General features: G+C 51.1%; 25 protein-coding genes. 15 read left to right on the top strand and 10 right to left on the bottom strand.

The window, feature by feature from the left end:
* Positions 1–19 precede the first annotated feature (19 nt).
* Positions 20–463, bottom strand: coding sequence for a universal stress protein UspA (gene uspA / locus O1V65_RS19570; RefSeq protein WP_017492770.1), 444 nt, complete (start codon positions 461–463; stop codon positions 20–22).
* A gap of 450 nt (positions 464–913) precedes the next feature.
* Between uspA and uspB the strand changes: the two genes are divergently transcribed.
* Positions 914–1,249, top strand: a complete 336-nt coding sequence (uspB, locus tag O1V65_RS19575) for a universal stress protein UspB (protein ID WP_009635668.1) — start codon at positions 914–916, stop codon at positions 1,247–1,249.
* A gap of 115 nt (positions 1,250–1,364) precedes the next feature.
* Here the strand turns inward: uspB and pitA are convergent, their stop codons facing one another.
* Positions 1,365–2,864: an inorganic phosphate transporter PitA gene (gene pitA, locus O1V65_RS19580; protein ID WP_084913309.1), complete on the bottom strand. Its 1,500-nt coding sequence runs from the start codon at positions 2,862–2,864 to the stop codon at positions 1,365–1,367.
* Positions 2,865–3,209: 345 nt separating this feature from the next.
* Between pitA and O1V65_RS19585 the strand changes: the two genes are divergently transcribed.
* On the top strand, positions 3,210–4,412 hold the full coding sequence (locus O1V65_RS19585; protein WP_084913308.1) for a BaiN/RdsA family NAD(P)/FAD-dependent oxidoreductase: 1,203 nt from the start codon (positions 3,210–3,212) through the stop codon (positions 4,410–4,412).
* Between the two features lie 2 nt (positions 4,413–4,414).
* Here the strand turns inward: O1V65_RS19585 and O1V65_RS19590 are convergent, their stop codons facing one another.
* Positions 4,415–5,347 carry a sugar-binding transcriptional regulator gene (locus tag O1V65_RS19590; protein WP_017492773.1) on the bottom strand — a complete coding sequence of 311 codons (933 nt, stop codon included), beginning with the start codon at positions 5,345–5,347 and terminating at the stop codon, positions 4,415–4,417.
* 235 nt (positions 5,348–5,582) lie between these two features.
* Between O1V65_RS19590 and O1V65_RS19595 the strand changes: the two genes are divergently transcribed.
* The 7 genes from O1V65_RS19595 (at position 5,583) to O1V65_RS19625 (ending at position 10,783) form a co-directional block, all read left to right on the top strand.
* Positions 5,583–6,527 (top strand): tagatose-bisphosphate aldolase, encoded by a 945-nt coding sequence (locus O1V65_RS19595; protein WP_017492774.1) that lies wholly within the window; start codon positions 5,583–5,585, stop codon positions 6,525–6,527.
* Positions 6,520–7,101, top strand: a complete 582-nt coding sequence (locus O1V65_RS19600) for a P-loop nucleotide/nucleoside kinase family protein (RefSeq protein ID WP_017492775.1) — start codon at positions 6,520–6,522, stop codon at positions 7,099–7,101. Before O1V65_RS19595 ends, O1V65_RS19600 begins: the two co-directional genes overlap by 8 nt.
* Positions 7,102–7,328: 227 nt before the next feature.
* Entirely contained in the window at positions 7,329–7,772 is a 444-nt protein-coding gene (locus tag O1V65_RS19605; protein ID WP_017492776.1) for a PTS sugar transporter subunit IIA, read from the top strand.
* Positions 7,773–7,855: 83 nt separating this feature from the next.
* On the top strand, positions 7,856–8,158 hold the full coding sequence (locus O1V65_RS19610) for a PTS sugar transporter subunit IIB (protein WP_017492777.1): 303 nt from the start codon (positions 7,856–7,858) through the stop codon (positions 8,156–8,158).
* A gap of 103 nt (positions 8,159–8,261) precedes the next feature.
* Entirely contained in the window at positions 8,262–9,527 is a 1,266-nt protein-coding gene (locus tag O1V65_RS19615; RefSeq protein ID WP_017492778.1) for a PTS sugar transporter subunit IIC, read from the top strand.
* Positions 9,528–9,544: 17 nt separating this feature from the next.
* Complete coding sequence (locus tag O1V65_RS19620; RefSeq protein ID WP_017492779.1) at positions 9,545–9,850, top strand: hypothetical protein; 306 nt, start codon at positions 9,545–9,547, stop codon at positions 9,848–9,850.
* 120 nt (positions 9,851–9,970) lie between these two features.
* Positions 9,971–10,783: a Cof-type HAD-IIB family hydrolase gene (locus O1V65_RS19625; protein WP_026110655.1), complete on the top strand. Its 813-nt coding sequence runs from the start codon at positions 9,971–9,973 to the stop codon at positions 10,781–10,783.
* On the opposite strand, the gene O1V65_RS19630 is transcribed toward O1V65_RS19625, so the two are convergent.
* Positions 10,780–11,553 carry an alpha/beta fold hydrolase gene (locus tag O1V65_RS19630; protein ID WP_017492781.1) on the bottom strand — a complete coding sequence of 258 codons (774 nt, stop codon included), beginning with the start codon at positions 11,551–11,553 and terminating at the stop codon, positions 10,780–10,782. The genes O1V65_RS19625 and O1V65_RS19630 overlap by 4 nt on opposite strands.
* Before the next feature lie 104 nt (positions 11,554–11,657).
* On the opposite strand from O1V65_RS19630, the gene O1V65_RS19635 reads away from it, so the two are divergent.
* Positions 11,658–12,554: a LysR family transcriptional regulator gene (locus O1V65_RS19635; RefSeq protein ID WP_017492782.1), complete on the top strand. Its 897-nt coding sequence runs from the start codon at positions 11,658–11,660 to the stop codon at positions 12,552–12,554.
* A gap of 352 nt (positions 12,555–12,906) precedes the next feature.
* On the opposite strand, the gene olsF is transcribed toward O1V65_RS19635, so the two are convergent.
* Positions 12,907–14,634: a bifunctional ornithine lipid synthase OlsF gene (gene olsF, locus O1V65_RS19640; RefSeq protein ID WP_017492783.1), complete on the bottom strand. Its 1,728-nt coding sequence runs from the start codon at positions 14,632–14,634 to the stop codon at positions 12,907–12,909.
* Between the two features lie 176 nt (positions 14,635–14,810).
* Here olsF and O1V65_RS19645 point away from each other — a divergent pair, with 176 nt between their 5' ends.
* Positions 14,811–15,437 (top strand): helix-turn-helix transcriptional regulator, encoded by a 627-nt coding sequence (locus tag O1V65_RS19645; protein WP_017492784.1) that lies wholly within the window; start codon positions 14,811–14,813, stop codon positions 15,435–15,437.
* A gap of 10 nt (positions 15,438–15,447) precedes the next feature.
* On the opposite strand, the gene O1V65_RS19650 is transcribed toward O1V65_RS19645, so the two are convergent.
* From O1V65_RS19650 to O1V65_RS19660, 3 genes are read right to left on the bottom strand one after another with little or no spacing between them, the layout of a single operon-like run.
* Positions 15,448–16,410, bottom strand: coding sequence for an ornithine cyclodeaminase family protein (locus tag O1V65_RS19650; RefSeq protein ID WP_084913315.1), 963 nt, complete (start codon positions 16,408–16,410; stop codon positions 15,448–15,450).
* Positions 16,407–17,363: a threonine/serine dehydratase gene (locus tag O1V65_RS19655; RefSeq protein ID WP_269130534.1), complete on the bottom strand. Its 957-nt coding sequence runs from the start codon at positions 17,361–17,363 to the stop codon at positions 16,407–16,409. Before O1V65_RS19655 ends, O1V65_RS19650 begins: the two co-directional genes overlap by 4 nt.
* 35 nt (positions 17,364–17,398) lie before the next feature.
* Positions 17,399–18,532 (bottom strand): succinylglutamate desuccinylase/aspartoacylase family protein, encoded by a 1,134-nt coding sequence (locus O1V65_RS19660; RefSeq protein ID WP_084913313.1) that lies wholly within the window; start codon positions 18,530–18,532, stop codon positions 17,399–17,401.
* 345 nt (positions 18,533–18,877) lie between these two features.
* Between O1V65_RS19660 and O1V65_RS19665 the strand changes: the two genes are divergently transcribed.
* Positions 18,878–19,144, top strand: coding sequence for a LysR family transcriptional regulator (locus O1V65_RS19665; protein WP_165429919.1), 267 nt, complete (start codon positions 18,878–18,880; stop codon positions 19,142–19,144).
* 462 nt (positions 19,145–19,606) lie between these two features.
* Positions 19,607–19,873: a LysR family transcriptional regulator gene (locus O1V65_RS19670; protein WP_165429920.1), complete on the top strand. Its 267-nt coding sequence runs from the start codon at positions 19,607–19,609 to the stop codon at positions 19,871–19,873.
* A gap of 123 nt (positions 19,874–19,996) precedes the next feature.
* Here the strand turns inward: O1V65_RS19670 and O1V65_RS19675 are convergent, their stop codons facing one another.
* Entirely contained in the window at positions 19,997–21,109 is a 1,113-nt protein-coding gene (locus O1V65_RS19675) for a porin (protein WP_273637444.1), read from the bottom strand.
* A gap of 498 nt (positions 21,110–21,607) precedes the next feature.
* Between O1V65_RS19675 and O1V65_RS19680 the strand changes: the two genes are divergently transcribed.
* Entirely contained in the window at positions 21,608–22,807 is a 1,200-nt protein-coding gene (locus O1V65_RS19680) for an MFS transporter (protein ID WP_017493784.1), read from the top strand.
* Between the two features lie 38 nt (positions 22,808–22,845).
* On the opposite strand, the gene O1V65_RS19685 is transcribed toward O1V65_RS19680, so the two are convergent.
* Positions 22,846–23,340 carry a GNAT family N-acetyltransferase gene (locus tag O1V65_RS19685; RefSeq protein ID WP_269129960.1) on the bottom strand — a complete coding sequence of 165 codons (495 nt, stop codon included), beginning with the start codon at positions 23,338–23,340 and terminating at the stop codon, positions 22,846–22,848.
* Between the two features lie 385 nt (positions 23,341–23,725).
* On the opposite strand from O1V65_RS19685, the gene O1V65_RS19690 reads away from it, so the two are divergent.
* Positions 23,726–24,421: a pirin family protein gene (locus O1V65_RS19690; RefSeq protein WP_017493782.1), complete on the top strand. Its 696-nt coding sequence runs from the start codon at positions 23,726–23,728 to the stop codon at positions 24,419–24,421.
* The last annotated feature ends 79 nt before the right edge of the window (positions 24,422–24,500 follow it).

Raw genomic sequence — 24,500 nt, forward strand, 5'->3', positions numbered from 1 at the left:
CCCGGAGAGAGTACGAACATTACTCTTTGGTGTCTTCAGGGTCACGCAGAGGCACAATCAGCATATCGATGTGTACCGTGTTAATCAGCTGGCGTGCCGAGGACATCAGCTTGCTCCAAAAGTCCTGATGATGGCCACACAACACGAGATCGACGTCGTATTGTTTGATGGCATCAACCAGCACCTGAGCCAAATCGCCGCTGCCGCTTAGGGTCTCTGCAATAGGATAACCGGCGTTATGTGACAGTTCGCTCAGTGCGTTGTGCGTTTCTTCAGAGATACGTTTTTGCATGTCACCGAGGTTGACGTCTATCAGGCCGGTATAGAGGTCCGAATAATTGACATCAACGTGGATAAGAGACACTTTGGCATTGTAAGGTCTGGCAAGGGAGACCGCTTTCTCAACCAGCACTTTACTCTCTGGTGACAGGTCCACCGCAATGAGGATATGTTTATAAGCCATAAGAAACTCCTTCCATAAGTCATTTAACGTTTATTCGGATTATCGGGGTGTCGTCCAGTACTGCCGTATAACCACGACTTTCATAAACTAATGTTGCATAAACAACAGTCTAAAAACTTAACCTACCTCAAGTATAGCCATAAAACGTCTACTTATGCCGGACTATTCTCCAGGCGAATGGTTTGCATCACATTGTTCGAACAGGCTTAGCGACAGAAATATTCTTTTTTTGTCCCCCGATTTATATTTCATTTCCTACACTCAATAATAAGCGGGAGTTCGGCATATTGCCTCTTTTCGCAAGTGAAGCGAACGCTGAGTTGGCTAGCCCGGAAAGGGTCTGGGGGGCGGGCATAAAATTGCCCAGGTATCGGGTAAAAGGCGGTGAGAAAGGGCGAAAGGCTTACAGGTCGCTGACGGTAAGTATAGATGTCGCCGTAAGGGGGAATCATGATCAGTCCCATTGCGCTATTTTGGGCTTTATGTGTTGTATGTGTTGTGAATATGCTGCGCTACTACTCTTCTCTTCGTGCGTTGCTGGTGGTGTTACGAGGATGCGATCCGCTGCTTTATCAGTATGTTGACGGAGGAGGATTTTTTACCGCGCACGGGCAGCCCAGTAAGCAAATTAGGTTAGTGCGTTACATCTATGCGCAGCGCTATGTTGATCATCACGACCCCGAGTTTATTCGTCGTTGTGAAAGGGTTCGCGGACAATTTGTGCTAACAACAGGGTTATGCGGCTTAATCCTCATCAGTATGTTGGCGATGCTGATTTGGTATTAAATCCGATAAAAAAGGACGATGAATGAGAGTTAAACGACAGTGAGTCTGAATATTGAGGCAAAAAAATAAAGGCGGCGCACTTAACATGCACCGCCTTTTTTACGCATAAAGTCCGTTAAATCAGCTTCAGCGCCAACCAGTACAGTACGCCTGAGAGCAGAATCGACACCGGCAGGGTGAGCAACCACGCCAGCGCGATGTTCTTAATGGTCTTGCTCTGTACGCCACCGCCGTCAACTATCATGGTGCCCGCAACCGCAGAAGAGAGCACGTGGGTGGTTGAAACCGGCATACCGGTGTAGCTCGCCACACCAATAGAAACTGCGGCAGTAACCTGTGCAGAGAGACCCTGCGCATAGGTCATGCCTTTTTTGCCAATCTTCTCACCGATGGTGGTCGCGACGCGTTTCCAGCCAATCATGGTACCCAGAGCCAATGCTAATGCAACGGCAACGATAATCCAGATAGGCGCGTATTCAACGGTTTGCAGCAGATCGCCGTGTAAATCGTTGAGGAAACGCTTATCGGCAGCGCTGGTTTCACTCAGCTTAGCCGTTTTATCTACCGTATCGGAAACACACATCAGCAGGCGACGCATCTGGCTACGCTGTTCCGGCGCGAGTTCACTGTAGCTTTGCAGGTTATTCAGCATTCCCTGAGTACGAGAAAGTGCTTCAAGCGCAAGGCTGTCATTACAGTGGAACTCGACGGGCGTCTGAGTGCTGCTGTCTGTCGGCGCAGGTACCAGCGGAGTCAGGGCAACCACGTGCTGTAGGGTATCCGTATGCTGCTGATAGTACTGTTGCAAATGCGTCACGGCATCACGGGTGCGGGTGATGTCATAACCGGTAGCGTTCATATTCAATACGAAGCCAGCAGGAGCAACGCCAATCAATACCAACATAATCAGGCCAATGCCTTTCTGACCGTCGTTCGCGCCGTGGGAGAAACTTACCCCAATAGCGGAAAGGATCAGAGCAATGCGCGTCCAGAATGGCGGTTTTTTCTTGCCGTCCTGCTTCTCACGTTCAGCCGGCGTCAGATGGATGCGCTGACGCTTTTTGTTCCCGCTCCAGTAACGGCGGAGCAAGAAAATCATGCTTCCCGCGACAATCATACCCACCAGAGGCGAGATAATTAACGACAGGAAAATGCTAATCATTTTCGGGATGTTAAGGGCATCGATAATCGAGCTGTGGGTCATTAACGCGTTGGTCAGACCTACGCCGATAATGGCACCGATGAGCGTATGGGAGCTGGAGGCCGGCAGGCCGAAATACCAGGTACCCAGGTTCCAGATAATCGCCGCCAATAGCATAGAAAACACCATAGCGAGACCATGAGCAGAACCCACGTTCAACAGCAAATCAGTAGGAAGCAAGTGGACGATGGCATATGCCACGCTCAAGCCGCCAAGCATGACGCCAAAGAAGTTGAATACGCCAGCCATCACAACGGCAAGTTGCGAACGCATAGCGCGCGTATAAATCACAGTCGCGACTGCGTTTGCTGTGTCATGGAAACCGTTGATGGCTTCGTAGAACAGCACAAACAGCAATGCGAGAATCAATAACAGGCCGGTATGGAAATCCAACCCGGCGAATAAATGCAGCATAATTGTTACGCCAGTTTGTGGACATGAACGCCGCGCATTATCTGCGAGAACAGGGTGAGTGGAAAAGGAAAATATGACATTTTTTTGACTAAAGATAGGTAAAAAATCAAGGGTATGCAAAGTAAGGCTTTGAAACCTATTGAGTTAAAAGGCGTTTTTCTTCTGAAACATTTTCTTACCAGCGCGGATTAATGTTTGAGAATCTAGCTTATAGACGCCGCAGAGCTTACAATCTGGCACGCAACAGGCTGAATTGACGCTTTTTTGCACAGCGTTGGCATTTATCCCCGCCGTTTTAACGCGTAATCACTTTTTGACGTGTGAAAGTTATAGAGAGAGGTTTTTGTGGAACAGTACGACGTCGTAGTCATTGGTGCCGGTGCGGCAGGAATGTTTTGCGCAGCGCAGGCGGGCCAGGGCGGCTGCAAGGTACTGTTGCTCGATAATGGCAAGAAGCTAGGGCGTAAAATCCTGATGTCCGGCGGCGGCCGCTGCAATTTCACGAATATGCACACTGAACCGGCTGCCTATCTTTCTGAAAATCCGCATTTCTGCAAATCCGCGCTGGCGCGTTATACCCAGTGGGATTTTATCGATCTGGTCAACCGTTACGGCATCGCCTGGCATGAGAAAACGCTGGGTCAACTTTTCTGTGATGATTCTGCTCAACAGATTGTGAGCCTGCTCGAACAAGAATGCCAAAAAGGTAAGGTCACCTTCCGCTTGCGCAGTGAGATAAGCGCGGTTGAAAAAACTGAACAAGGCTATGCGATTCAGGTGAATGGTCAAGAAGTGAGCACTCGCTCACTTGTAGTGGCGAGCGGGGGGTTATCCATGCCAGGATTAGGTGCCTCGCCGTTTGGTTACCGCCTTGCCGAGCAGTTTGGCCTCAAAGTATTGCCCACCCGTGCCGGTCTGGTGCCTTTTACCCTGCACAAGCCGCTGCTTGAACATTTGCAGACGCTTTCCGGGGTCTCAGTTCCGGCGGTGATGACCGCGGCAGACGGCACTGTTTTCCGTGAAAGTATTTTGTTCACCCACCGTGGACTCTCTGGACCCGCCGTTTTACAGCTTTCGAGCTACTGGCAACCTGGCGAGTTTGTGAGCGTTAACTTACTGCCTAACCTAGACCTTAGCGCATTTCTTAACCAGCAGCGTCAAGATCATCCTAATCAGAGCCTCAAAAATACGCTGTCGTTGCATCTGCCTAAACGGCTGGTGGAATGTCTACAAACGCTGGGACAGCTTCCTGAAGTCACCCTAAAGCAGCTTAATGTGCCGCAGCAGGCGGCACTGATTGAGCAACTGCAAAACTGGCAGGTTCAGCCGAACGGCACCGAAGGCTATCGCACCGCCGAAGTGACTCTGGGCGGCGTCGACACGCGCGCGCTGTCGTCAAAAACCATGGGCGCCAACGCGGTACCGGGCCTGTATTTTATCGGCGAAGTGGTTGATGTCACCGGCTGGCTTGGTGGCTACAACTTCCAGTGGGCCTGGAGCTCTGCCTGGGCCTGTGCTCAGGACTTGATCAACCAGCGTAGCGCTTAAGCCTAATTTAACGGCAGTCTGTCGAGTATGGCCTGCGCGGTATTCACGTCGGTGACCAGGGAGTTTATCATCCCCGAGCGCACCGCACCGATGATGCCCGCCGCCTTTTCTGGCGTCGCGGCCACGCCGATGGTCAGCGGCGTACGGCGCAGCTGTTCGACCGAGGCGGCAATCATCCGCTCTTCACCTTCCCAATGCAGAATCTCTCCGGACTCGGTGATGTAGTGGCGCAGCACGTCGCCATTGGCATGGCTGAGCGCCTGTTCACCCGGCGTTGCGGTGCTGCTCTCACTCGGACGAGGTTCGTGCGTCAGACCAATACCGACGATCGCCACGTCCAGCCTGTCCCACAGTGAAATAATTTCCTGCACGCTGGGATCGCGTAGAAACGCCTCGCGCAGTTCCGGGGAGGAGATATAAGGCGCGTGAAGGAAATAGGGCGTTCCCTCCATCTGCTCGGCCGCTCGGCGCACGAATTCGGTTATCTGAAAATGTGGTGCGGCCTGCTGCATGCCGCCGTTGAGCGCCACGGTCAATACGCCCGGCAGGCGCGGCAGTCCGGCCAGCGTCACCTCTCGCACTGCACGACCCCAGCCTATCCCTAATACCGAACCCGCGCTCAGACCTGCCTGCGACAGCAGCGAGGCCAGTGGCGTGCGCAAAGAGTCCAGAACGTTGTTTGGGGGCGCGTCGACGACGTAGGCGTGTTTAAGCCCGAGGCGCTGGATAAGATCCGCCGTCATGTTTTCAGGTGAAGATAACCCAATGACTTCTATACGAACAATGCCCGCGGCTCTGGCTTTATTCAGTAGACGAGAGATGGTTGCCGTCGAGACATCCAGCTTGCGGGCAATCTCGACCTGCGACATATCGGACTCGTAGTGCAGCTTTGCCACCATATGCATTAATGTGCGCGTTGCTGCAATATCTTGCAAAATTGGCTCTTTCAGCTTGAAATTCCTTTCTGTAATGAATTACACTCAAAGCGTTGGTTGAGGAATTATTGCTCAATAGCCGTGATAAAGCAATGTTCCACACAGGGGTTAAACCCTTTAAAACCGGCATTGTTCATGAATTTTCGGCCTCCCTTGCTCACAGGGGAAACGACAGAGCGTCCAGTGTAATCGAGATTTTTTAATCTGTAATAAATTTCACGCAAAGGAGAGTTTCATGTCAAAGTTGTCAACTTCAGAATTACGTGGCTATCAGCAAATTTGTGGCCAGAACGGTGCGATGCTGGTTATCGCCTGCGATCAGCGCGGAGGTATGCGCACCTTGCTTGCCAGCGACCCACAGCAGCAGGCTTCCATCTCCGAAAAACAGTTAGGCCTGATCAAGGCCGACATCACCCAGTATCTTGCCAGCAAAGCGTCCTGCGTACTCGTCGATCCTGTCTGCGCGGTTCCGCAGTTGGTCGATGATGGCATTATTGCCCGCGATACCGCGTTGCTCATCGGGCTAGACGCCTCCGGTTGGGACACTTCTGCGCAAGGCTATCGCCTGTCGCGGTTGGCTAAAGACGTTGATGCGCGTCGTGTGCGTGAGCTAGGCGCCACCGGCGGAAAAATCATGGTGTATCTGCGCTCTGACAAACCGGAAGCTAATCGTCACAATATCGAGATCCTGCATAAATGCATTAAAGACTTCAGCGGTGAAGATTTGTTGCTGGTCGTCGAGTTCCTGACCTATAAGCTTGATAGCGAAACGGACGAGGAATATAAAGCTAAGGTGCCTGAACTGATTTACGGGGGAACGCAAATCTGCCTCGAGGCCGGTGCAAAAGTGCTGAAGCTGCCGTATCCGGGGTCTAAGCAGGCCTGTGCAGATATCACTAAGCTTGCCGGAGACGTGCCGTGGGCTGTACTGTCAGCAGGGGTCGACCACGCCACCTTCCTTAAGCAGGTTGAAGATGCCATGAGTACCGGCGCATCGGGCGTGATTGCCGGACGTTCACTGTGGAAGGACTGCATCTCTCTGGATCACGCCACCACCAGAAACAAGCTGGAAACGGTCGCGGTTCCGCGCTTGAAAGAGCTACAGGCAGTCATCCAACAATATTATAAGGCGGCCCAAAAGGGTAAAAACGCCTCAACCGAACAGGTGGAACATGTCTGAGAGCAGAGAAGGGGTTAACGCCGATACGCTGGGCACGCCGGGCAAACGGGTTATTCTGGTTAATGGAATCCCTGCCTCGGGTAAAAGCAGTCTCGCCGTTGCACTTTCTGCTAAGACCGGCTGGTTACCGCTGTCGCTTGATGGCATTAAAAATCCGTTTCTCCAGCGAATCGAAGGTGTAGACCGCGCGTTTAACCGTAAGCTCGGGCAGGCCAGTTATCAGGTTATCTGGTCTATCGTGGCGGATGCGCCGCAGGGCAGTACTTTTATTGTTGATGCCTGGTTCGGTTTTCAGCCCAAAGAGGTGCTCAGCGACTATCTGACTCAGGCGGGTGTCACCCAGATTTTAGAAATTTGGTGCCAGGTATCGGCAGAAACCGCAGCTGCGCGTTATGAGGCGCGATTAGGCGAGCGTGTCGCGGGACATTTAGGTGCAGAATATATTCCTGAATTAAAAATATTAGCTGGAAAAGCTCAGCCGATGGGATTAGGTCCGGTATATTATTCTAATCAGGAATTCCCTGTTGATATTAATGCTATCAAAAGCTGGATAGACAATAATCTCACACGATAATCATTGAGCCACAATATAACGTAATTTTACGTTTAAGCTTGATAATGTTGCCTGACATAAAACTCGGTAAGCATTGAGTCTCTGTGTCATTAAATTCAGATATAATTGCGTATTATTATTTTTCATCAATGATAAATAGGAATGGGTAGATCACAGTTTTTGTTATTTATTAATAGAATACTGAGGTAAGTCATTTTTATTTTAAACAAATTTTTTGAAGAGGTAATATGTTAACCGACTGGATTAATGAAAGTAATATTAACATCGTTGAACATACGCCGGACTGGCAACAGGCTGTGGCATTAGCCGTTCAACCCCTCATCGATTCGGGTGCCGTTGAACCACGGTATCTCCAGGCAATATATGATATGCACCGAGAAATCGGCCCTTATTATGTCCTGGGCGAAGGGATAGCCATGCCGCATGCTCGACCCGAGGAAGGGGTAATTCATACCGCCCTCTCTCTGGTTATTGTTTCTGAAGGCGTTGAGTTTCATAGCGAAGATAACGATCCGGTCTACATTGTCTTCGCCCTCGCGGCCATAGACAGTGATTCACATATAGAAATGATTGCCAGCCTGTCGCACCTGTTCTGTGACGATGAGGTGGTGCAAAAATTACGACAATGCCATAGCAAAGAAGACGTACTGCAGGCTATTCGGCAGTACTAGTGAGTGTCTCCCCCTTTGGCACTCATGCCATCGGGGAAATCCGACGTGTGTCTTATTAATTAACGGCAACCCAAGGAACACCTATGAAAAAGTTATCTATTCTGGCGGTATGTGGTGCGGGTCTCGGCAGCAGCTTTGCCTGTGAAATGAGTATTGAAGCGGCATTGAAAGATCTCGGTATTGATGCCGATTTATCTCACTGCGATATCTCCAGCGCAACGTCTACGCGTGCCGATATTATTTTTACCGGCGAGAATTTCAGATCACAGTTCGCGCATTACAATATCAGTGCCACCATTATTTATCTGAAACGTCTGGTGGATAAAAAAGAAATAAAAGAAAAACTCACGCCCGTGTTACAAGAAATGGGGCTGATGGCGTATTAACAGTAAACAGTAAAATAGAGTGATATAAAAAACTCAGAGCCTGTTATTAGAACAATATCTTACCCAATAGCTCGATCACCGTGAACTCTACAGGGGACTTTATATGTCTTTCCTTCACTTTATTGTCAACGACGTACTGGGCCAGGCGTCTATTTTAATATCCCTGATTGCTATGATAGGGCTGATTGCTTTAAAGAAAAGTCCGGGGCAAGTCATTACCGGTACGCTGAAAACGTTGCTCGGTTTTTTAGTGTTGCTTTCAGGGGCAAGTATTATTGTCGCGACGTTAACCTTCCTGGGCGAGATATTCCAGAAAGGCTTCAACATGCGCGGTATCGTGACCGACGTCGGCTCAATAGCCGGGATTGCGCAGCAGACGCTCGGGCGTGAAACGGCATTAATCATGGTGCTGGCGTTTATCGTTAATATTCTCATCGCGCGTTTCACCCGCTTTAAGTACATCTTTCTGACCGGACAGGCCTCGCTGTGGATGGCAACCGTCTGTTCGGTTATCGGATATATGGGCGGCCTGCGCGGCACCGAACTTATCCTGATCGGTGGCGTGATTGCCGGGGTAATGGCGGTGGGTATGCCGGTTCTGGCACAGCCGATTGTGCGTAAGATTACCGGCTCTGATGATATCGCCCTCGGTCATTTCTGCACGATTGGCTACATTATCCAGGCGGGTGTTGCCAAAATAACCGGCGACGTCAGTAAGAGCACCGAAGATTTCGAGCTGCCGCAGGCCTTCTCCTTCCTGCAGGACACCTATCTGTCGATGATGGTGGTGATGATCCCGATTTATCTCATCCCCGCTGCCGTCGCCGGACCTGCGGTGATCGCGCCCTATGCCAACAGCGTCAACTATCTGGTTTATGCATTCCTGCAATCCATTCAGTTTGTGGTTGGGGTTTATGTATTGCTAGCCGGTGTGCGCCTGCTGCTGGCCGAAATCGTGCCGGCATTTCGCGGTATCGCGCTGCGCATTGTGCCCAACGCTATTCCGGCGCTCGACTGTCCGGTGCTGTTCCCTTACGCCCCGAACGCGGTGATCATCGGCTTTATCTCGACCACCATCGGCTCCATCATCGGCATGTTCCTGTTCCCAAGCATTGGGCTTGCGATGATTCTGCCGGGTATGCTGACCAACTTCTTTGCTGGAGGCACTGCCGGAATATTCGGTAATGCCGTCGGCGGACGTCGCGGGGCTATCATCGGTGGCATCTTCCACGGGCTATTTATCACGTTGCTTCCGGCGCTGTTGCTGCCCCTGCTCGGTAAATTTGGTTTGTCTAACGTGACCTTCAGCGACTCGGACGTGATAAGCGTCGGGCTGGTATTTGGTCACATCCTTAACTTCTTCCACTAGGTTACACGGAGGCTGATATGACGATTGAAATCGACGCTATTCTGGCACAGAACCTGGCACCTGCGGACTGTGCCAAGGCACTGAATGAGTTGGGTAAACGTTATGCGGAACAGCAGGATACCGACACGGCCATTGTCTGCTGGGAGAAGAGCATGGCGTGCTACGGCAAGCCCGGTTTTGCACAGGCGCAGTTGATGAAGGCCTACAACGCCAAGCGGCGTGAATGCTCGCAGGCGGGTGACGGTAAGGGGCTTGAGCTTTATTCTGACAAAATCGACGGCCTGATGCAGAAAAGTAAGGACGCTATCCGCTACGGTTTCTGACGATAATCGTGAATTTGCATGTATTTAAGGCCAACGATCCCACATTGTTGGCCTTTTTCTTTTATCTTTAACCTAGAGCTTTTATCATCAAGGTTAATTTTTGAACGGACGAGAGGACCTATGTCAGTAAAACTAATCGCAGTAGATATGGACGGTACGTTTCTCGATGACCAGAAAAAATATAATAAAACAAAGTTTCTTTCACAGTATCAGCAGCTGAAAGAGCGGAGCATCAAGTTCGTGGTCGCCAGCGGTAATCAGTACTATCAGCTGAAATCCTTCTTCCCTGAAATCGCGCCAGAAATCGCTTTTGTGGCCGAAAATGGGGCCTATATCGTTAATGAAGAGCAAGACTTCTCCGTCGCTGAACTGAGTGCCGATTCGGTCGACAAAATTCTGCGATTCATCGACGCTATCCCCGGCCTCAATACGGTAATTTGCGGCAAGAACAGCGCCTACATTCTTTCGTCGCAACCCGAAGCGTTCTATCAGAAGATGAAAAATTACTATCCTCGGCTGAAAAAAATCAACGATTATCAGGAAATTGACGACAGCATTTTCAAGTTCGCGACCAACATTGACGACCAACACCTGGCGAATTTTATGACCTCGCTCGACGAGGCGCTGGGCCATATCATTACGCCGGTCTCCAGCGGTCACGGCTCTGCCGACCTGATTATCCCCGGCCGTCACAAGGCCAACGGATTGAGCATGCTGCAAAAAATCTGGAATATTGATGACGCCGAGGTCGTGACCTTCGGCGACGGGGGGAACGACGTCGAGATGCTCAGGCAGGCCGGATTCGGTTTCTCGATGGCCAATGCTATGCCCGCTGCAAAAGCCGCAGCGAGCTATACCACCGTCTCCAACAATGATGAAGGTGTGTTGAAAATCATCGATAAAGTCTTGGCCGGCGAAGCCCCTTTTAATTAATCCGCCGAGAGAAGGAGATCGATAAACTGCATTAGCGAGGCCGCGATGGCTGTCGGGGCCTCAAGCGGCAAAAGATGGCCTTTACCCTCAATCACCTCAAGTCTGGCGTTACTGAGGTGCGGCATTAACTTTTCCTGGAGGGTGGCGGGTGTATCGACTCGATCCTTTTCGCCACTCAACACATGGACGGGTACGTCGATACTGGCGGCCTGTTTCAGCACCTCTTCCCCTATCCCGACCTTAGGCCACCAGGTTTTGGCGTCGCGGCTGCCTGCTATTGATGTCTTCAGCGCTTTCTGGCGTATTGCGTGTGGAAGTCCGCCCGCCGTGAGGACATTGTCGAGCACAAACGCGGTAGATTCTGCCGAGTCATAGGCATGGATCATCGTTTCTCGCTGCTCTGCCGATAACGCCATCGCGGTCGGCGGCGCGGGTGCGACCAGCATGAGACCTGCAAGATTCGCCGGACGCGAACCGGCAATAATTTGTGCGACCTTACCGCCCATCGAATGGCCGACCAGCAGATAACGGCCTGAAGTCCGGCGGGCAATAAATTCCTCTATGTCTGCGGCGAGCAAGTGAAGGCTGGCATCTGATGGCATCTCTGAGTGATTTTCTCCCCAGCCGCGAAACTCGGGCGTATGCGTCTTAACGTCCGCGGGCAACAGATTAATGACGCCGTCCCAGGTTGCGGCACTACCGCCCCAGTAGTGTAAAAATATCAGTTCCAACGGTCTGTTGGCCGCCGGTGAAGGGGATTGATGAGTCATGTTGGTTCTCCACAATAAGGTGAGCGATTACTCTACTCTGCGAAAAAACCGGTGATAAGATGACGAAAAGGTCATGCACTATTTACTGAGAGTACATAATCAGGATGGATAATTTCACCGCTATCAATGTATTTTTAGCCACCGTCGAACAGGGCAGTCTGGCCGCCGCCAGCCGACAATTTAATATTACGCCGCCGATGGCCAGCCGCTATCTGCGCGCGCTTGAGTCCTCCCTTTCCGTTTTACTCCTGCAACGCACTACGCGAAAACTGACACTTACCCCAGCGGGTAAACACTATTACGATCGTTGCAGAAAGATAATGGACGAGCTTGAACAGGCGAATCAGGAAGTGGCCGAGTCTGCTATTTCACTGTCAGGTGAGCTTTCAATTACCGCGCCGGTCATGTTTGGCGAGCACTATCTCGGCGAAATTATCGCTCAGTTTCTTGAGCAGCATGAAAATGTGACGCTGAAGGTGAAATTAACCGACCACTATCTGGATATGTTTACCGAAGGTATCAGTCTGGCGATAAGAATCGGGCATCTGGCGGACTCGACTATCATCGCCCAGCGGCTGGCGGGGTGTCCGATGATGGTTTGCGCCGGGGTAGATTATCTGCGACGAAAAGGGGTGCCTACCCGGCCAGAGGATATTGCACATCACGATACGCTGCTATTTTCTGAAGCGACGTCACCCGATGACTGGACGCTTTATAGCAAAGGCGGAGAGAGGTTTGAAGTCAGCGGTCGGTGTCGGCTAAGGTCCGACAACATGCAGCTGTTGCTCAATTCGGCGCTAAACAATATTGGCATCGCCTACGGGCCAAGATTTGTCTTCCAGTCCAGTATCGATGCGGGTTCACTGGTGCCGGTATTGGAAGATTACGCGCCGACTGAACTGACAACCTATGCGGTATACCCTTCGAGGCGATACTTGCCCGCTTTGACACGGGCATTTTTGGACCACCTCAAAGAAACGCTGCGGTTGGATAGAGGGTGAAATTTTTCAATTGTTGCACTGATTAGTGGAAACGTCGCGACCATGTGGGCAGATGTCGCTGTTAACGGGAATAATTCTAAACAAAGATTCGGCTGCTCCAGTACCACAGCCTGTCAACATCAGCAGGCTCAAAATCAGGATAGTCAGTTTCATTGCAATTCCAGCGTAAAGACAGGCGAACAATGCATGGGGACCCCATACGCCATTGAAGAGAGAAAGTTATTTTTTAGACAACGCCTCAGCATAACGGAGAGGTGGTCTTAAATACGTTTCTTTTCTTAATGTAGTGCTGCCCTCTACACTGTCAATCCGCGGTCAGCAAAGTCGTGACTCTGGCCGCGATTTAGGGGCATTACTGCGGGGTGGATTCGGCAATGTTCCGATGCACCGCGATATACCGCTCGAATTTCGACGGCCTGAGCATGGAAACATCGACAAGTACCAGCCCGTCGATACAGTTGTTGAAGGCCGGATCGCAGCCAAAATCAATAAACTGCACGCCACCCGTTTCGCAAAGTTCAGAGTATTGCTTGTAAAGCGGCGGAATACTGCAGCCAAAATTCGCCAGCAGACGCTTTAAGCATTGCAGGTCCTGTGAATAATTATCGCCGCAGAACTGCGCCAGAACTTCAGGCAGCGTCGCTGGATAAGGGCGGCGGGAGCTAGCCAGCGGCAGTGAAGGAGCAAAATAAAGGCGATAGAAGGCGATTAACAGGTCACGCGCGGCCAGCGGCAGGCCACCTGAAATGGAAACTGGGCCAAACAGGTAGCGATACTGCGGATATTTTGCCAGATAGGCACCAATGCCCAACCACAGGTAATCGAGACCTCTTTTTCCCCAGTAGGTCGGCTGAATGAAACTGCGGCCCAGCTCGATGCCCTGCGCGAGAATAGGGTCCATCTGATGGCCATAGTTGAACAGGCTTTGGCTGTAGATGCCGCTGAGGCCTTGCTTTTCAAGCTGCTCGGCGGTGGGGATAAAACGGTAGGCACCGACTATCTCCAGCGCCTGTGGATCCCATAGCACCAGGTGATAATAGTCATCGTCGTAGCCGTCAAGGTCGCGCCTGCGGCCGCTGCCTTCACCCACGGCGCGGAAGGCAATTTCGCGCAGTCGACCCAGCTCACGCAGAATGGGCACATAGTCTTCACCGTTGCGTCGATAAAGATAAATCAGCTTGCCATCAGGCGTCTTCCCGAGCACCTCTGTCGCCTCCAGCGCATGTTTCAATACGGCGCGATCTTCAGCACGGGCAATGGCCGATTCGGTTCTAAATAATCCGGGCTTTCCCTGCCCAAGACGATAAACATGTTTGCGAAAGCGTGCCGCCAGATCCTTCGCTCGTGAGTGACCGTCGTGCCAGCTGTCGTAGGGAATGCGTGCGCCTATCTGCAGTTTAAGCGTGCTGCCGCGATGGCCAAACATCTCGTGGACCAACAGCAGCGTGGCAATCGGTTTGTAAACCATTGAGCTCAGGTAAAACAGTGCGCTGTTGTTGCCGCTGATATGTACCGGCACGATAGCGGCGCGTGTCTTGGCCGCCAGCTTGACGAAACCGCTGTGCCAGCGGCCGTCGCGCACTCCTTTTGAGGTGACGCGTGAGACTTCACCCGCCGGGAACAGGATCAGCACGCCCTGATTTTCCAAATGTTCCTGCATCATCGAAATTTGCGCTCGTCCGGTGCGATTGCCGCCCATGTTGTCGACGGGGATCATTAGGCTGCTGAACGACTCAATCTGTGAAAGTAGGCGATTGGCGACCACTTTCACGTCGGCGCGCACCGACGCAACCGCGCTGAGCAGCGCAAGCCCTTCGAGCGTACCGATAGGATGGTTGGCGACGATCACCACGGGACCATAACTGGGGATCTGTTCGAGGCAACGGTCGGAAAGTTCGCACCGAATCTGGAAGTAGTCGAGGATTTGTTCGACCATGTCAACGCCTTTAAGATGGCGGTTGTTTTCGGCAAGTTGTTGAAATTCTTTCTCGCGGAACAGCTGTTTCAATAGATTCAGCTGCCATGAAGGCGTTTTACGCTGCGGGGCAAGATCCTGAAGTACGTGGTCCATGCTGAACATAGAATGTCCTCCGGTTGAGTTATCTCGACCATAGGACATAACAATGACAATTATATTTCAGCGCGATGACGGAATAGGGAATTCTGCACGGGGAAAAATGCCAGATAACGGCCGGGATGTTGAGGCAATCTTTTATACTGTATTATCAATTGCTCTAGCCAACCTCGGGAAAGATTATGAGCACCGCAAACGCGTTTCAGCCCACCAATTATCAAACTATCGCTGACAGTATTGCGACGCTGCTTTTCCCTCACGCCGAGGTGATTTTGCATGACCTGAAAACACAGCAGGTGGTGCACATCGCCAATAATCTCTCCAAGCGAAAAATTGGCGACGACTCTGCGCTCGACGAATTGCACAGCGATCCGCGATCGGCGCAAAGCATCGGTCCTTACGAGAAGCTTAATTGGGACGGGCAGCGTATGCGTTCCATTACCAGTATCCTGCGCGACGGCGAAGGGCAGGCAGTGATGGCGCTGTGCATCAATCTAAATTATTCGGTGCTGGAACAGGCGCGCGATGCGCTGAATCTTTTTTTCCAGGCCAGTCGAGTCATGCCGCAGCCCGAAGCGCTGTTCCGCGACGACTGGCAGGAGCGTATCAACACCTTCCTGCACGCCTGGCTGCATAAAAATAGTCTGAGTCTCAACGGGCTACGTCGGGAGGATAAACGCCAACTGGTTGAGGCGCTGTATCACGAGCGGGCGTTTGAAGGCCGAAGCGCCTACGACTATGTTGCAAACGTGCTATCGATGGGCAGGGCCACGGTCTATAAATACGTCAAGGCCCTGCGCGAAGAATAGCCCACTGTCATCAGAGGCCGGGCAGCGCCTCGGCGCAGGCCTGCATGGCATAGCCGGCTATCTGTGCGTCCTGCACCGCGACGCCGGTTAAATCGGCCAGCGTAATCTGCCGATCGTTGTCGCGGCCTTGCACTTTGCCTTCGAGCAACAGCCCCAGTTCCAGCAGCTGTTCCCCGACAATCAACCCCTGTTTTACTGCATGCGAGACCTCGCCGTATTGGCTGCACTGCTGCACCGAATCCACCGCGATGACGTCGGCGCGGGCGACCAGATGGGTATCTAGCTCCTGCTTGCCGCCGCCGTCTGCCCCTACCGCCGTGATGTGGGTTCCAGGCTGGATCCAACCGCTTTGCAACAGCGGCTCGCGTGACGGGGTGGTAGTCACAATCAGATTGGCGTTTTGGGCCACCTCACGGGCATCCTGCGTGGTGGTTACGCTAAAGCCCAACGAGTCGGCGAATTGACGATAGGCCTCCAGCGCGGCCGGATTTCTGCCCCAGACGGTTAACTTGCGACAGTCAGTCAGCGGCACGAGCTGCTCCAGCTGCATCTGCGCCTGCACGCCGCAGCCGAGAATGCCGATGCCGGTAATCACCGAAGGGGCCAGCAGTTTTGCCGCTATCTGGCCTGCCAGCGCGGTGCGAATGCAGGTCAGCCAACCCTCATCCTGCAACAGGGCTTTGGGGGCACCGGTCTGGGCGCAAAGGACCAGCATCAACCCGTCGTTACTGGCTAACCCTTTGGCGGGGTTATCGTAAAAGCCGGTTGATATTTTCACGGTGAAGGTCTCGCTGCCCTCAATCCAGGCGGATTTAACGCAGCAGTCGCCGTTGGCCTGCTCAAAGCTAAAATTCTGTACCGGTGGCACCTGAACGCGGCCCTGAGAATAGGCGATAAAGCCTTCGGCGATGCGGGCGGCGGCGATTTTCATGTCTATCGCGCCGACTATCTGCGTCTGCTGATAGATTTTCATTGAATGGCTCCAATGAATTTCTCGAGCAATATGTTGCGGCCGCAAAGTACGACTGCGACCTTTTTCCCCTGATACTGCGCCGCCAGCTTGATGGCACCCGCCAATGCCACGCCCGCGGCTCCTTCAATCATCCAGCGCTCAAAGCGCGCAACGGCTTTCATGGCTTCGCGGATTTCCTGCTCGCTGACCAGCACGGTTTGAGTCACCAACTGCTGGCAAAGCGGGAAGGTGATGCTCCCCGGTTCGACTCCGCCCGCGGTGCCGTCAGACAGCGTTTCTTCTTCTTCCATCTCGATAATCTCACCGACCTCGAGTGAACGTTGCAGGGTGGATGCATTCTCGGGCCAGCAGCCGATGATGTCGGTGCCCGGTTTTAAGTGTGCCAGCGCCGCAGCGATACCGGAGATAAGGCCGCCGCCGCCGACCGCGATAAATACCGCATCGACGTCGGGAAGCTGTTCGACCAGCTCCGCGCCAACCGTGCCTTGCCCGGCAATAACATCGAGATCGTTATAAGGTGAAACGAACAGGGTATCCTGCTGCTGCGCCTGTTTTGCCGCCTCAAGTTCGACGCTAAGCGGATCGGTATCGAGAGAAATAACCTTGGCACCAAAGGCTTTGACGGCCGCCAGCTTAGTGGGGGACGCGCTGGTGGTGGTATAAACCGTGACGGGCACGCCAGCGCGAAGCCCCGCCAGCGCCAGTGCCTGACCGTGATTCCCTGATGAGGCGGTGATCACGCCTTTCTTACGCTGTTCGTCGGTCAACGCAAGAACCTTGTTGCTGGCTCCGCGAAACTTAAATGAACCGGTATGCTGGAGGTGCTCGCACTTCAAGAAAACTTCACAGCCGGTCAGCGCCGACAGCGGAGCGCTGTGGGTCAGGGCCGTTACGGCAACCTGCGGGCGCAAGGCCTGATGCGCATGAAGGATGGCGTCGGCCAGGGTATTCAGAGAATCTTTAGTCAGGCTCATGGCGGTTCTTCCGATTAAAAGTGTTGTAAAAGTTGTCCGGCTTTGCGGTGCGCAAGCGGCGTTTTCCCCGCCAGCAACGCCACGCGCTGCCCGGTCCTGACCATTTTGAAAAGCGGCTGTACGATAATTTTCCCGTCTATGTCGCTGTAGACCGGCACTCTCGGCGTGCCGAGGGATGCCTCTATCGGCACGATTTCGGCAATTAACTCGCCCAGACTGACGGTGTCGCCCAACCGTTTTTTCCACACCAGCAATCCCATGGCCGGTGCCTGTAAATGCGAGGCACCTTCGAGCGGATAGGTCTCGACCTGGGCTAAAGGGGCAAGGGGGGGCGTCAGGCGCAGCAATCCTTCGCGTGCCAGGAACTGCAAAATACCTTCGGCATCAGCCCGCGCCATTTCATCGTTGACGTCAGCCTGACCGCGCAGCTCGACGCTGGTTGAAAAGCCGCAGTCCAGCGGATTGGCGAGACCGGCCTGGGTCAGCTTTTTCCACGGTTTACCGAAGGCTTCGTCAAACGGCTGTCCACCGGCCTGCTCTTCGAGGAATACGGTTTCAATTCCCATACATCCGGCCAGCAGCACGGCGCGCTCCTGCTGATGAAGCGTTGCATAAAGATGCAGGGTGGCAGAGGTATCACAGTGCAGGTCCAGCACGATATCGTGGCGCAAGGCCTCTTTGAGCAGCAGTTTTTTATTGGTCGCTACCGTGTCGTGCGCCGGAATGGCGTCAATAGCCTCGGCAAATCGGCGTTTAATGTCTGCAGAAGAAAGTGGGCTGGCTGCACCTTCAGCGATCATCGCCTCAACGGCGGGCGTAATATCCGGGAAGTTGCGATTAAAGTTTTCACCGTTGGCCAGATTAAAACGGCCTGTCACATAGCCAAAGATGTTCTGTCCGAGGCCGACCGGGTTCGCAAAAGGACAAACAGCGACTTCACCCAAGAGGTCGCCGGCTTGCTCTATTTCCTGCAATCGCTCAAGAAGATGTTGGATAACCAGCAGACCCGGATGTTCATCGGCGTGAACGCCTGCCTGAATATAGGCACTGCGACCGCTTTGGCCGCCGCTGAATTTGTGAATGGTAAGCTGATGCTGTGTCCCCGGTGCCATACCGGGAAGGGGAGTGATTTCAGTAGTAATAGACATGGCAGTCTCATTATGTGGAAATATTGTCCACAGTAGACTTATTGTCTATTTATCGCAACGGATTTTTTTGTCAGGATGAGACTCGACTCGCAGATAAACTTATTTCCAGGATATTAATTTAAATATTATCCTTTGTTGCTGTCCTATATATATTGCATTACACGAAACTGAAGTATTATTTCACTGTACTAATAGTACGAATATCATTTTCAATGAGTTCAATAATCTTATAATGAATAGCGAACGTTGACCTATTATATTTATCCATCAATGATTGCTGATCTATATAATTTCGTAATTCTTATAGGATTTTACCCCAAGGAATGACGAGTAAAAGGATTATTTATGATTATGGAGCCAAAAGGCGTTAAAGGTTTCCTTGCCATTGTCGAGAACGGTAATTTCGAAAAAGCGGCGAAGAAACTGGGCATTACCACTTCCGCACTCTCAATCAGAGTCAGTACGCTAGAGCGAATAATTGGCGGAAAGCTGCTGATACGCAAACGACCGTTCGTCCTCACCGAGACTGGAAATATCTTCTACCGCCACGCGGTTCAACTGCGAGATCTCGAAAACAGCCTGCGTGAAAAGATAGAGAAAATAGCTTGCTAACTATTTCCCGTTCATCATTTAAATCCTGAGTGAGTTTTCTTGCTCAGGATTTTTTGACGCCGTAAATCCTGCTTTTTGTTAATATTAAGAGTGATTAAAATTATTATTCTCTTATATTACAATGTGATAGATCTTACCTCTTATGAGGGTTTTAATTAATTATAAGAGAATAACTAAGTTATGTAGCCTATTCGTTTTAAGAATTTTAAGCGAATTTTGGTATTGTTTTACGATGGGTTGTGGCAATTTCTTCACCTTCTGAAGGAGAGTGATAAAAATATTGTTATCGTGTTGTTGAGTTAATACCAAGAGATCAGTGATTTACTGTGATCAGAATTATTTTCCGTGAATTATCGATATAACATGTCTTTATATGATCCCTCTATGTCGTATTGCAAACAATTAAACTAGGTAGAGTCATTGTAAATGATCTCAATCCTAAAAGGCTAACAAGGAGTTAACATGTTTTTAGAACCTAAGAGTATCAACGGGTTTTTGGCTATCATTGATAATGGGAATTTTGATAAAGCGGCCAAGATTTTGAACATCACCACTTCCGCGCTGTCCATCCGCGTGAGTTCACTTGAAAAGACAATGGGCGAAAAGCTGTTGGTAAGAACCCGCCCTTTTAGCCTGACACAGGCCGGTGAAATTTTTTACGAGTACGCGTTAGAATTCAAAAAAATGGAGTCTTCATTAAAGACCCGACTTAGTGAGATGTCAGAATAATCGTATTCAAAATAGTCGCTTTCTTTGAAATCGACTATTTTTTTGTCAAAAAAATACCGAATCCGGAGTGAATGAGATTCGGTATAAAGAACTGAATCAACGCATTAACGCTCTTGTTATTATTTAGAATTGATAAACCAGACCCAGGCCCAATACGTTATCGGTATTGATACCATTGCGGGTCGTAAACTCGTCTTTATTCAGCATGTTAATTTTATAATCAACGTAGGTGTACATGTTTTTATTGAAGTTGTAGGAGGTGCCTACTTCAATATATTTTACTAGCGCATGGTTACCCGTTTGAACGCTGCTGGCCTCATCCGCTGCCAGTGTTGTCTGCACACCCTGACCGGTCGATTGCAAATATGAAATCGAAGGACGCAGGCCGTCTGCTGCGCCACCGACAAACAGGTATTGCGCGACTAATTCAATATTTTTGGTTTTTGGTGCAACGCTTGTTTTGCCATAAGGCGTCATGTTTTTGCTTTCAGCATACATGGCGGCAAGATAAAGCTGATTGGCGTTATATTTAATGCCTGCGGTCCAGGCCTCAGCGCTGTTGCCGTTGTTATCTGCTTTTTGCGCTTCAGTGCGGTTAGACTGTGCAAAAGCCGCTGCCAAACTTACCCCATTACCGAGCTCGTAAGACGAAGACATGCCCCAACCTTCGCCGTTAGAGGTTAGCGGCTTGTTGGCCACTTCATTTTTACCTTGGTACTGCAAGGCGAAATTCAGGTTATTAACGCTGCCAAAGAGGTCTTTGGTGCGCAGCGTAGCAAGGCTATTGGATCTGCCGGACATAAAGTTGTCGGTTCTTGACCAGGTATCGCCACCAAATTCCGGGTTAAGGTCGGTCCAGGCCTCAACGTCATAAAGTACGCCGAAGTTGCGACCGTAGTCGAAGCTGCCGAAGTCGGCGAATTTTAGGCCGGCAAAGGCGAGGCGGGTCGCTGCATTGGCTGCTGAGCTTTCTTCAGGCGTGTTGGTTTTAATATTGTATTCCCACTGACCGTATCCGCTCAGCTGCTGGCTTATCTCCGTGGTTCCCTTGAATCCAAAGCGAGCATAGGTTTTATCGCCATGCTCATTTGAATTACTTGAAATATAGTTCAGGCCAACCACTTTCCCGTATAAATCTAATTTATTTGAATCTTTGTTATAAATTTCTGCGGCATTTACTGAGGAGCTGGCAACGAGCGCGGAAATGAGCACTGCCAATGATTTACGCATCATTATATTATCATCCTTATTTTAATATATATTGAATTTGAGTTGTCTTTTACTTATTTCCCAAAAGGTTCCTTACGGTACCGATAAAATTGAACGATAAAAAATCATTTTTTGAACTAAATGGTTTCTTTGTGATGTCGCTCAATAATATAACTTTGATTGTTTAAATGAATGAAATAATAAGGTCTGGTTATTTAAATGATATTAATTCAGCGCTGATAATAAAATAATCAAAACATTAAATTTAAAAAATCATGATTTAAATTTAATAGGGGGAATAGGCGGAGGTAAAAGAAAGTGATCTCTTATCAGAAATTTTCAGTATTTAAAGGATTGAAGACCGTTAAGAGAGTTTTTTGCATAATGTATTGATATTTATAGTGAAAATTTCGTTACCTGTGAGTGATTGCTTAAATAATTCATAACTAATAAAGTCCCTATTAGGGTTTTGTCAGTTATATGACTGCCAAATTTTCTTGTAGCCTATTGAGACTCTTAATTTTAATGTCGCCTCACGCATCAAAACCGTCACGGCCGGTTAATATTAATGTGCAGATTCTGGCCATCATGATCTTCAACTTCGCCAACTATTTGACGATTGGTCTGCCGTTGGCCGTTCTACCGGGTTACGTTCACGACAGTCTGGGCTTTAGCGCCTTTTGGGCTGGGGTGGCTATCAGTATGCAATACTTCGCCACCCTGATCAGTCGACCCCATGCTGGCCGCTATGCCGATGTGCTCGGGCCAAAAAAGGTGGTACTGATTGGCCTCTTCGGCTGCCTGCTCAGCGGGGTATTCTACCTGGGTGCCGTTGCATTCGGCGCTTCACCGGCAATAAGCCTGGCACTGCTCTGTGTGGGCCGTCTGGTGCTCGGCGTCGGGCAAAGTTTTGCCGGAACCGGTTCAACGCTGTGGGGAATCGGCCGCGTCGGCTCCCTGCATATTGGCAAGGTGATTTCCTGGAGCGGAGTCGTCACCTATGGTGCGATGGCCATTGGCGCGCCGCTTGGGGTATGGATTGTGCATCTCGGCGGTCTTGCGTCGCTCTCACTGTGCATTATCGGTATTGCGCTGGCCGCACTGCTGCTGGCGATGACCAAGCCCGACGTTGCCAAGGGGACAAGCACGGTTATCCCTTTCCGTCAGGTTCTGGGAAAAGTTCTGCCTTATGGCCTGGTACTCGGATTGGCCTCGACGGGGTTTGGCGTAATAGCGACCTTTATTACGCTGTTCTATGCCGCCAAAGGCTGGAGCGGCGGCGCATTTGCCCTGACGTTGTTCAGCACCGCGTTTGTCGGCATGCGTTTGCTGTTTCCAAACAGCATCAACCGTTTTGGTGGCCAGCGCGTGGCAATGGTCTGCTTCTGCTTTGAAACGCTGGGGCTGTTGTTGGTGTGGTGCGCCGCCGCGCCTTTGATGGCGCTATTGGGTGCGATGCTGACAGGGGCTGGGTTCTCGCTGGTATTTCCAGCGTTGGGCGTGGTGGCGGTCAAGCGATTACCGCAGCAGAATCAGGGCAGTGCGCTGGCGACCTACACGGCATTTATGGATTTGTCGCTGGGGATAACCGGCCCGCTGGCGGGAATATTAATGACTCACGCGGGCGTGTCCTCTATCTATCTGGCGTCGGCCTTTGCGGTTTGCCTGAGTGCGGCGCTGGTGCTGAGACGGGTGAAAAAAGAAAAATCGTGGGTCACAGAGTAAATTTTGCCCTTCCCGCCGAGGCGGCGGAACGGGCATTATCAGGCTTTGACTCTTCCCATGTGATGGGCATCAACCAGCTTGCCGTTGCGCATCGCAAAGGCGGGTGAGGTGCCCTCCACCCCGAAACCAAACTTCTTGTATAGCGCAATGGCGGATGGATTATCGACAAACACCGTCAACTCGACGCGCGTAATGTTCAGCCAGTTGTCGCAGAGATCCAGGACTGCCGCCAGCAGGTGACTGCCCACGCCTTGCCCCTGAAATTCGGGATGTACGGCCATACCGAAACCGGCGACGTGGCGGCGACGCATTGACTGTTCAACGTGCAGGGTGATTTGCCCGATCACGCGCTCGCCAAAGCAGGCCACCAGTCGATAAGTGCCAGGTCGTTCTTCCGTCGTGCGTTTTTGCCATAGGCTTGTGGCCGGATGCGGGAGCTGGAGTGTGTCGCTATACACCTCTTCATGGCAAAAAAGCTGATGAAGCTGAAGAGAATCTTCAGGTTCTACATGACGAATTTCAATCTGACTCATAATGGCTCCCTGCATGGCTTGAATAATAACCTCTTAATTTATCTGCCTATATTTTATAGTCAATTTAAAAATTGATGAAAAAAAAAGCTTTACAAGTGCGAATGATAATGATTATTATTGCCATGCGTTCCGGGGATGGCTATTCACCATAGCCAAACGGGTCCCTGGGAGGCACGACATTGCTCACATTGCTTCCAGTATTTCTTAGCCAGCCGGGTGCTGGCTTTTTTTTTGCCTCCTGTTCCTCTCTCGCCGGTTTCCAACAAATCCTTTGTTTTTATCGCCCTAAACTTATTCAATTTTTTTGAGTAGAGGGGTTAAGTTTTTACGCTTTCTTATTGTGAGCCAGTAGCTAGACTAGAGAAAACATTGAGGAGAGTTGACTATGATCTACTTACGTAAAGCTCAGGATCGCGGCCACGCGACGCACGGCTGGCTGGATAGCTGGCACACATTCTCTTTCGCTGATTATTACGATCCCAATTTTATGGGCTTCTCCGCGCTGCGGGTTATCAATGAAGACGTGATCGATGCGGGACAGGGTTTTGGTACCCATCCGCATAAAGATATGGAAATCCTGACCTATGTTCTGTCCGGCACGGTCGAGCATAAAGACAGCATGGGAAATAAAGAGCAGATTCAGGCGGGTGAGTTTCAGATTATGAGCGCCGGGACCGGCGTGAAGCATTCTGAATACAACGGCAACGCCGATCGTCCGTTGCACCTTTATCAGATCTGGATTATTCCCGATACCAAAGGCCTGGAGCCGCGCTACGAGCAGCGCATGTTTGACGCGCCGCAGGGTCGCCAGCTGGTGCTGTCACCGGACGCGCGCGACGGCTCGCTGAAAGTCTTCCAGGACATGGAGCTTTCCCGCTGGGCCTTCAAGCAGGGTGAAGACGGCGAGTACGCCATAGCGGCAGATCGTCGTATCTGGATTCAGGTAGTGAAGGGCAGTCTGGCGGTGAACGGTCAGGCGGTGAAAACCAGCGATGCATTAGCCATCTGGGACGAAACCGCGTTAAGCCTACACGCCGACGCAGACAGTGAAATCCTGCTGTTTGACCTGCCGCCGGTCTAAATCGGTCCCTTCCTTCACCTACGTGTGGGAAGGGATTGCTGTTTTTGTGCCAAATCCCGCCATTTTTTGCTAAAATTCA

Origin of the sequence: Rouxiella badensis, from assembly GCF_026967515.2 — a bacterium.
GTDB classification, from domain to species: Bacteria; Pseudomonadota; Gammaproteobacteria; order Enterobacterales; family Enterobacteriaceae; genus Rouxiella; species Rouxiella badensis.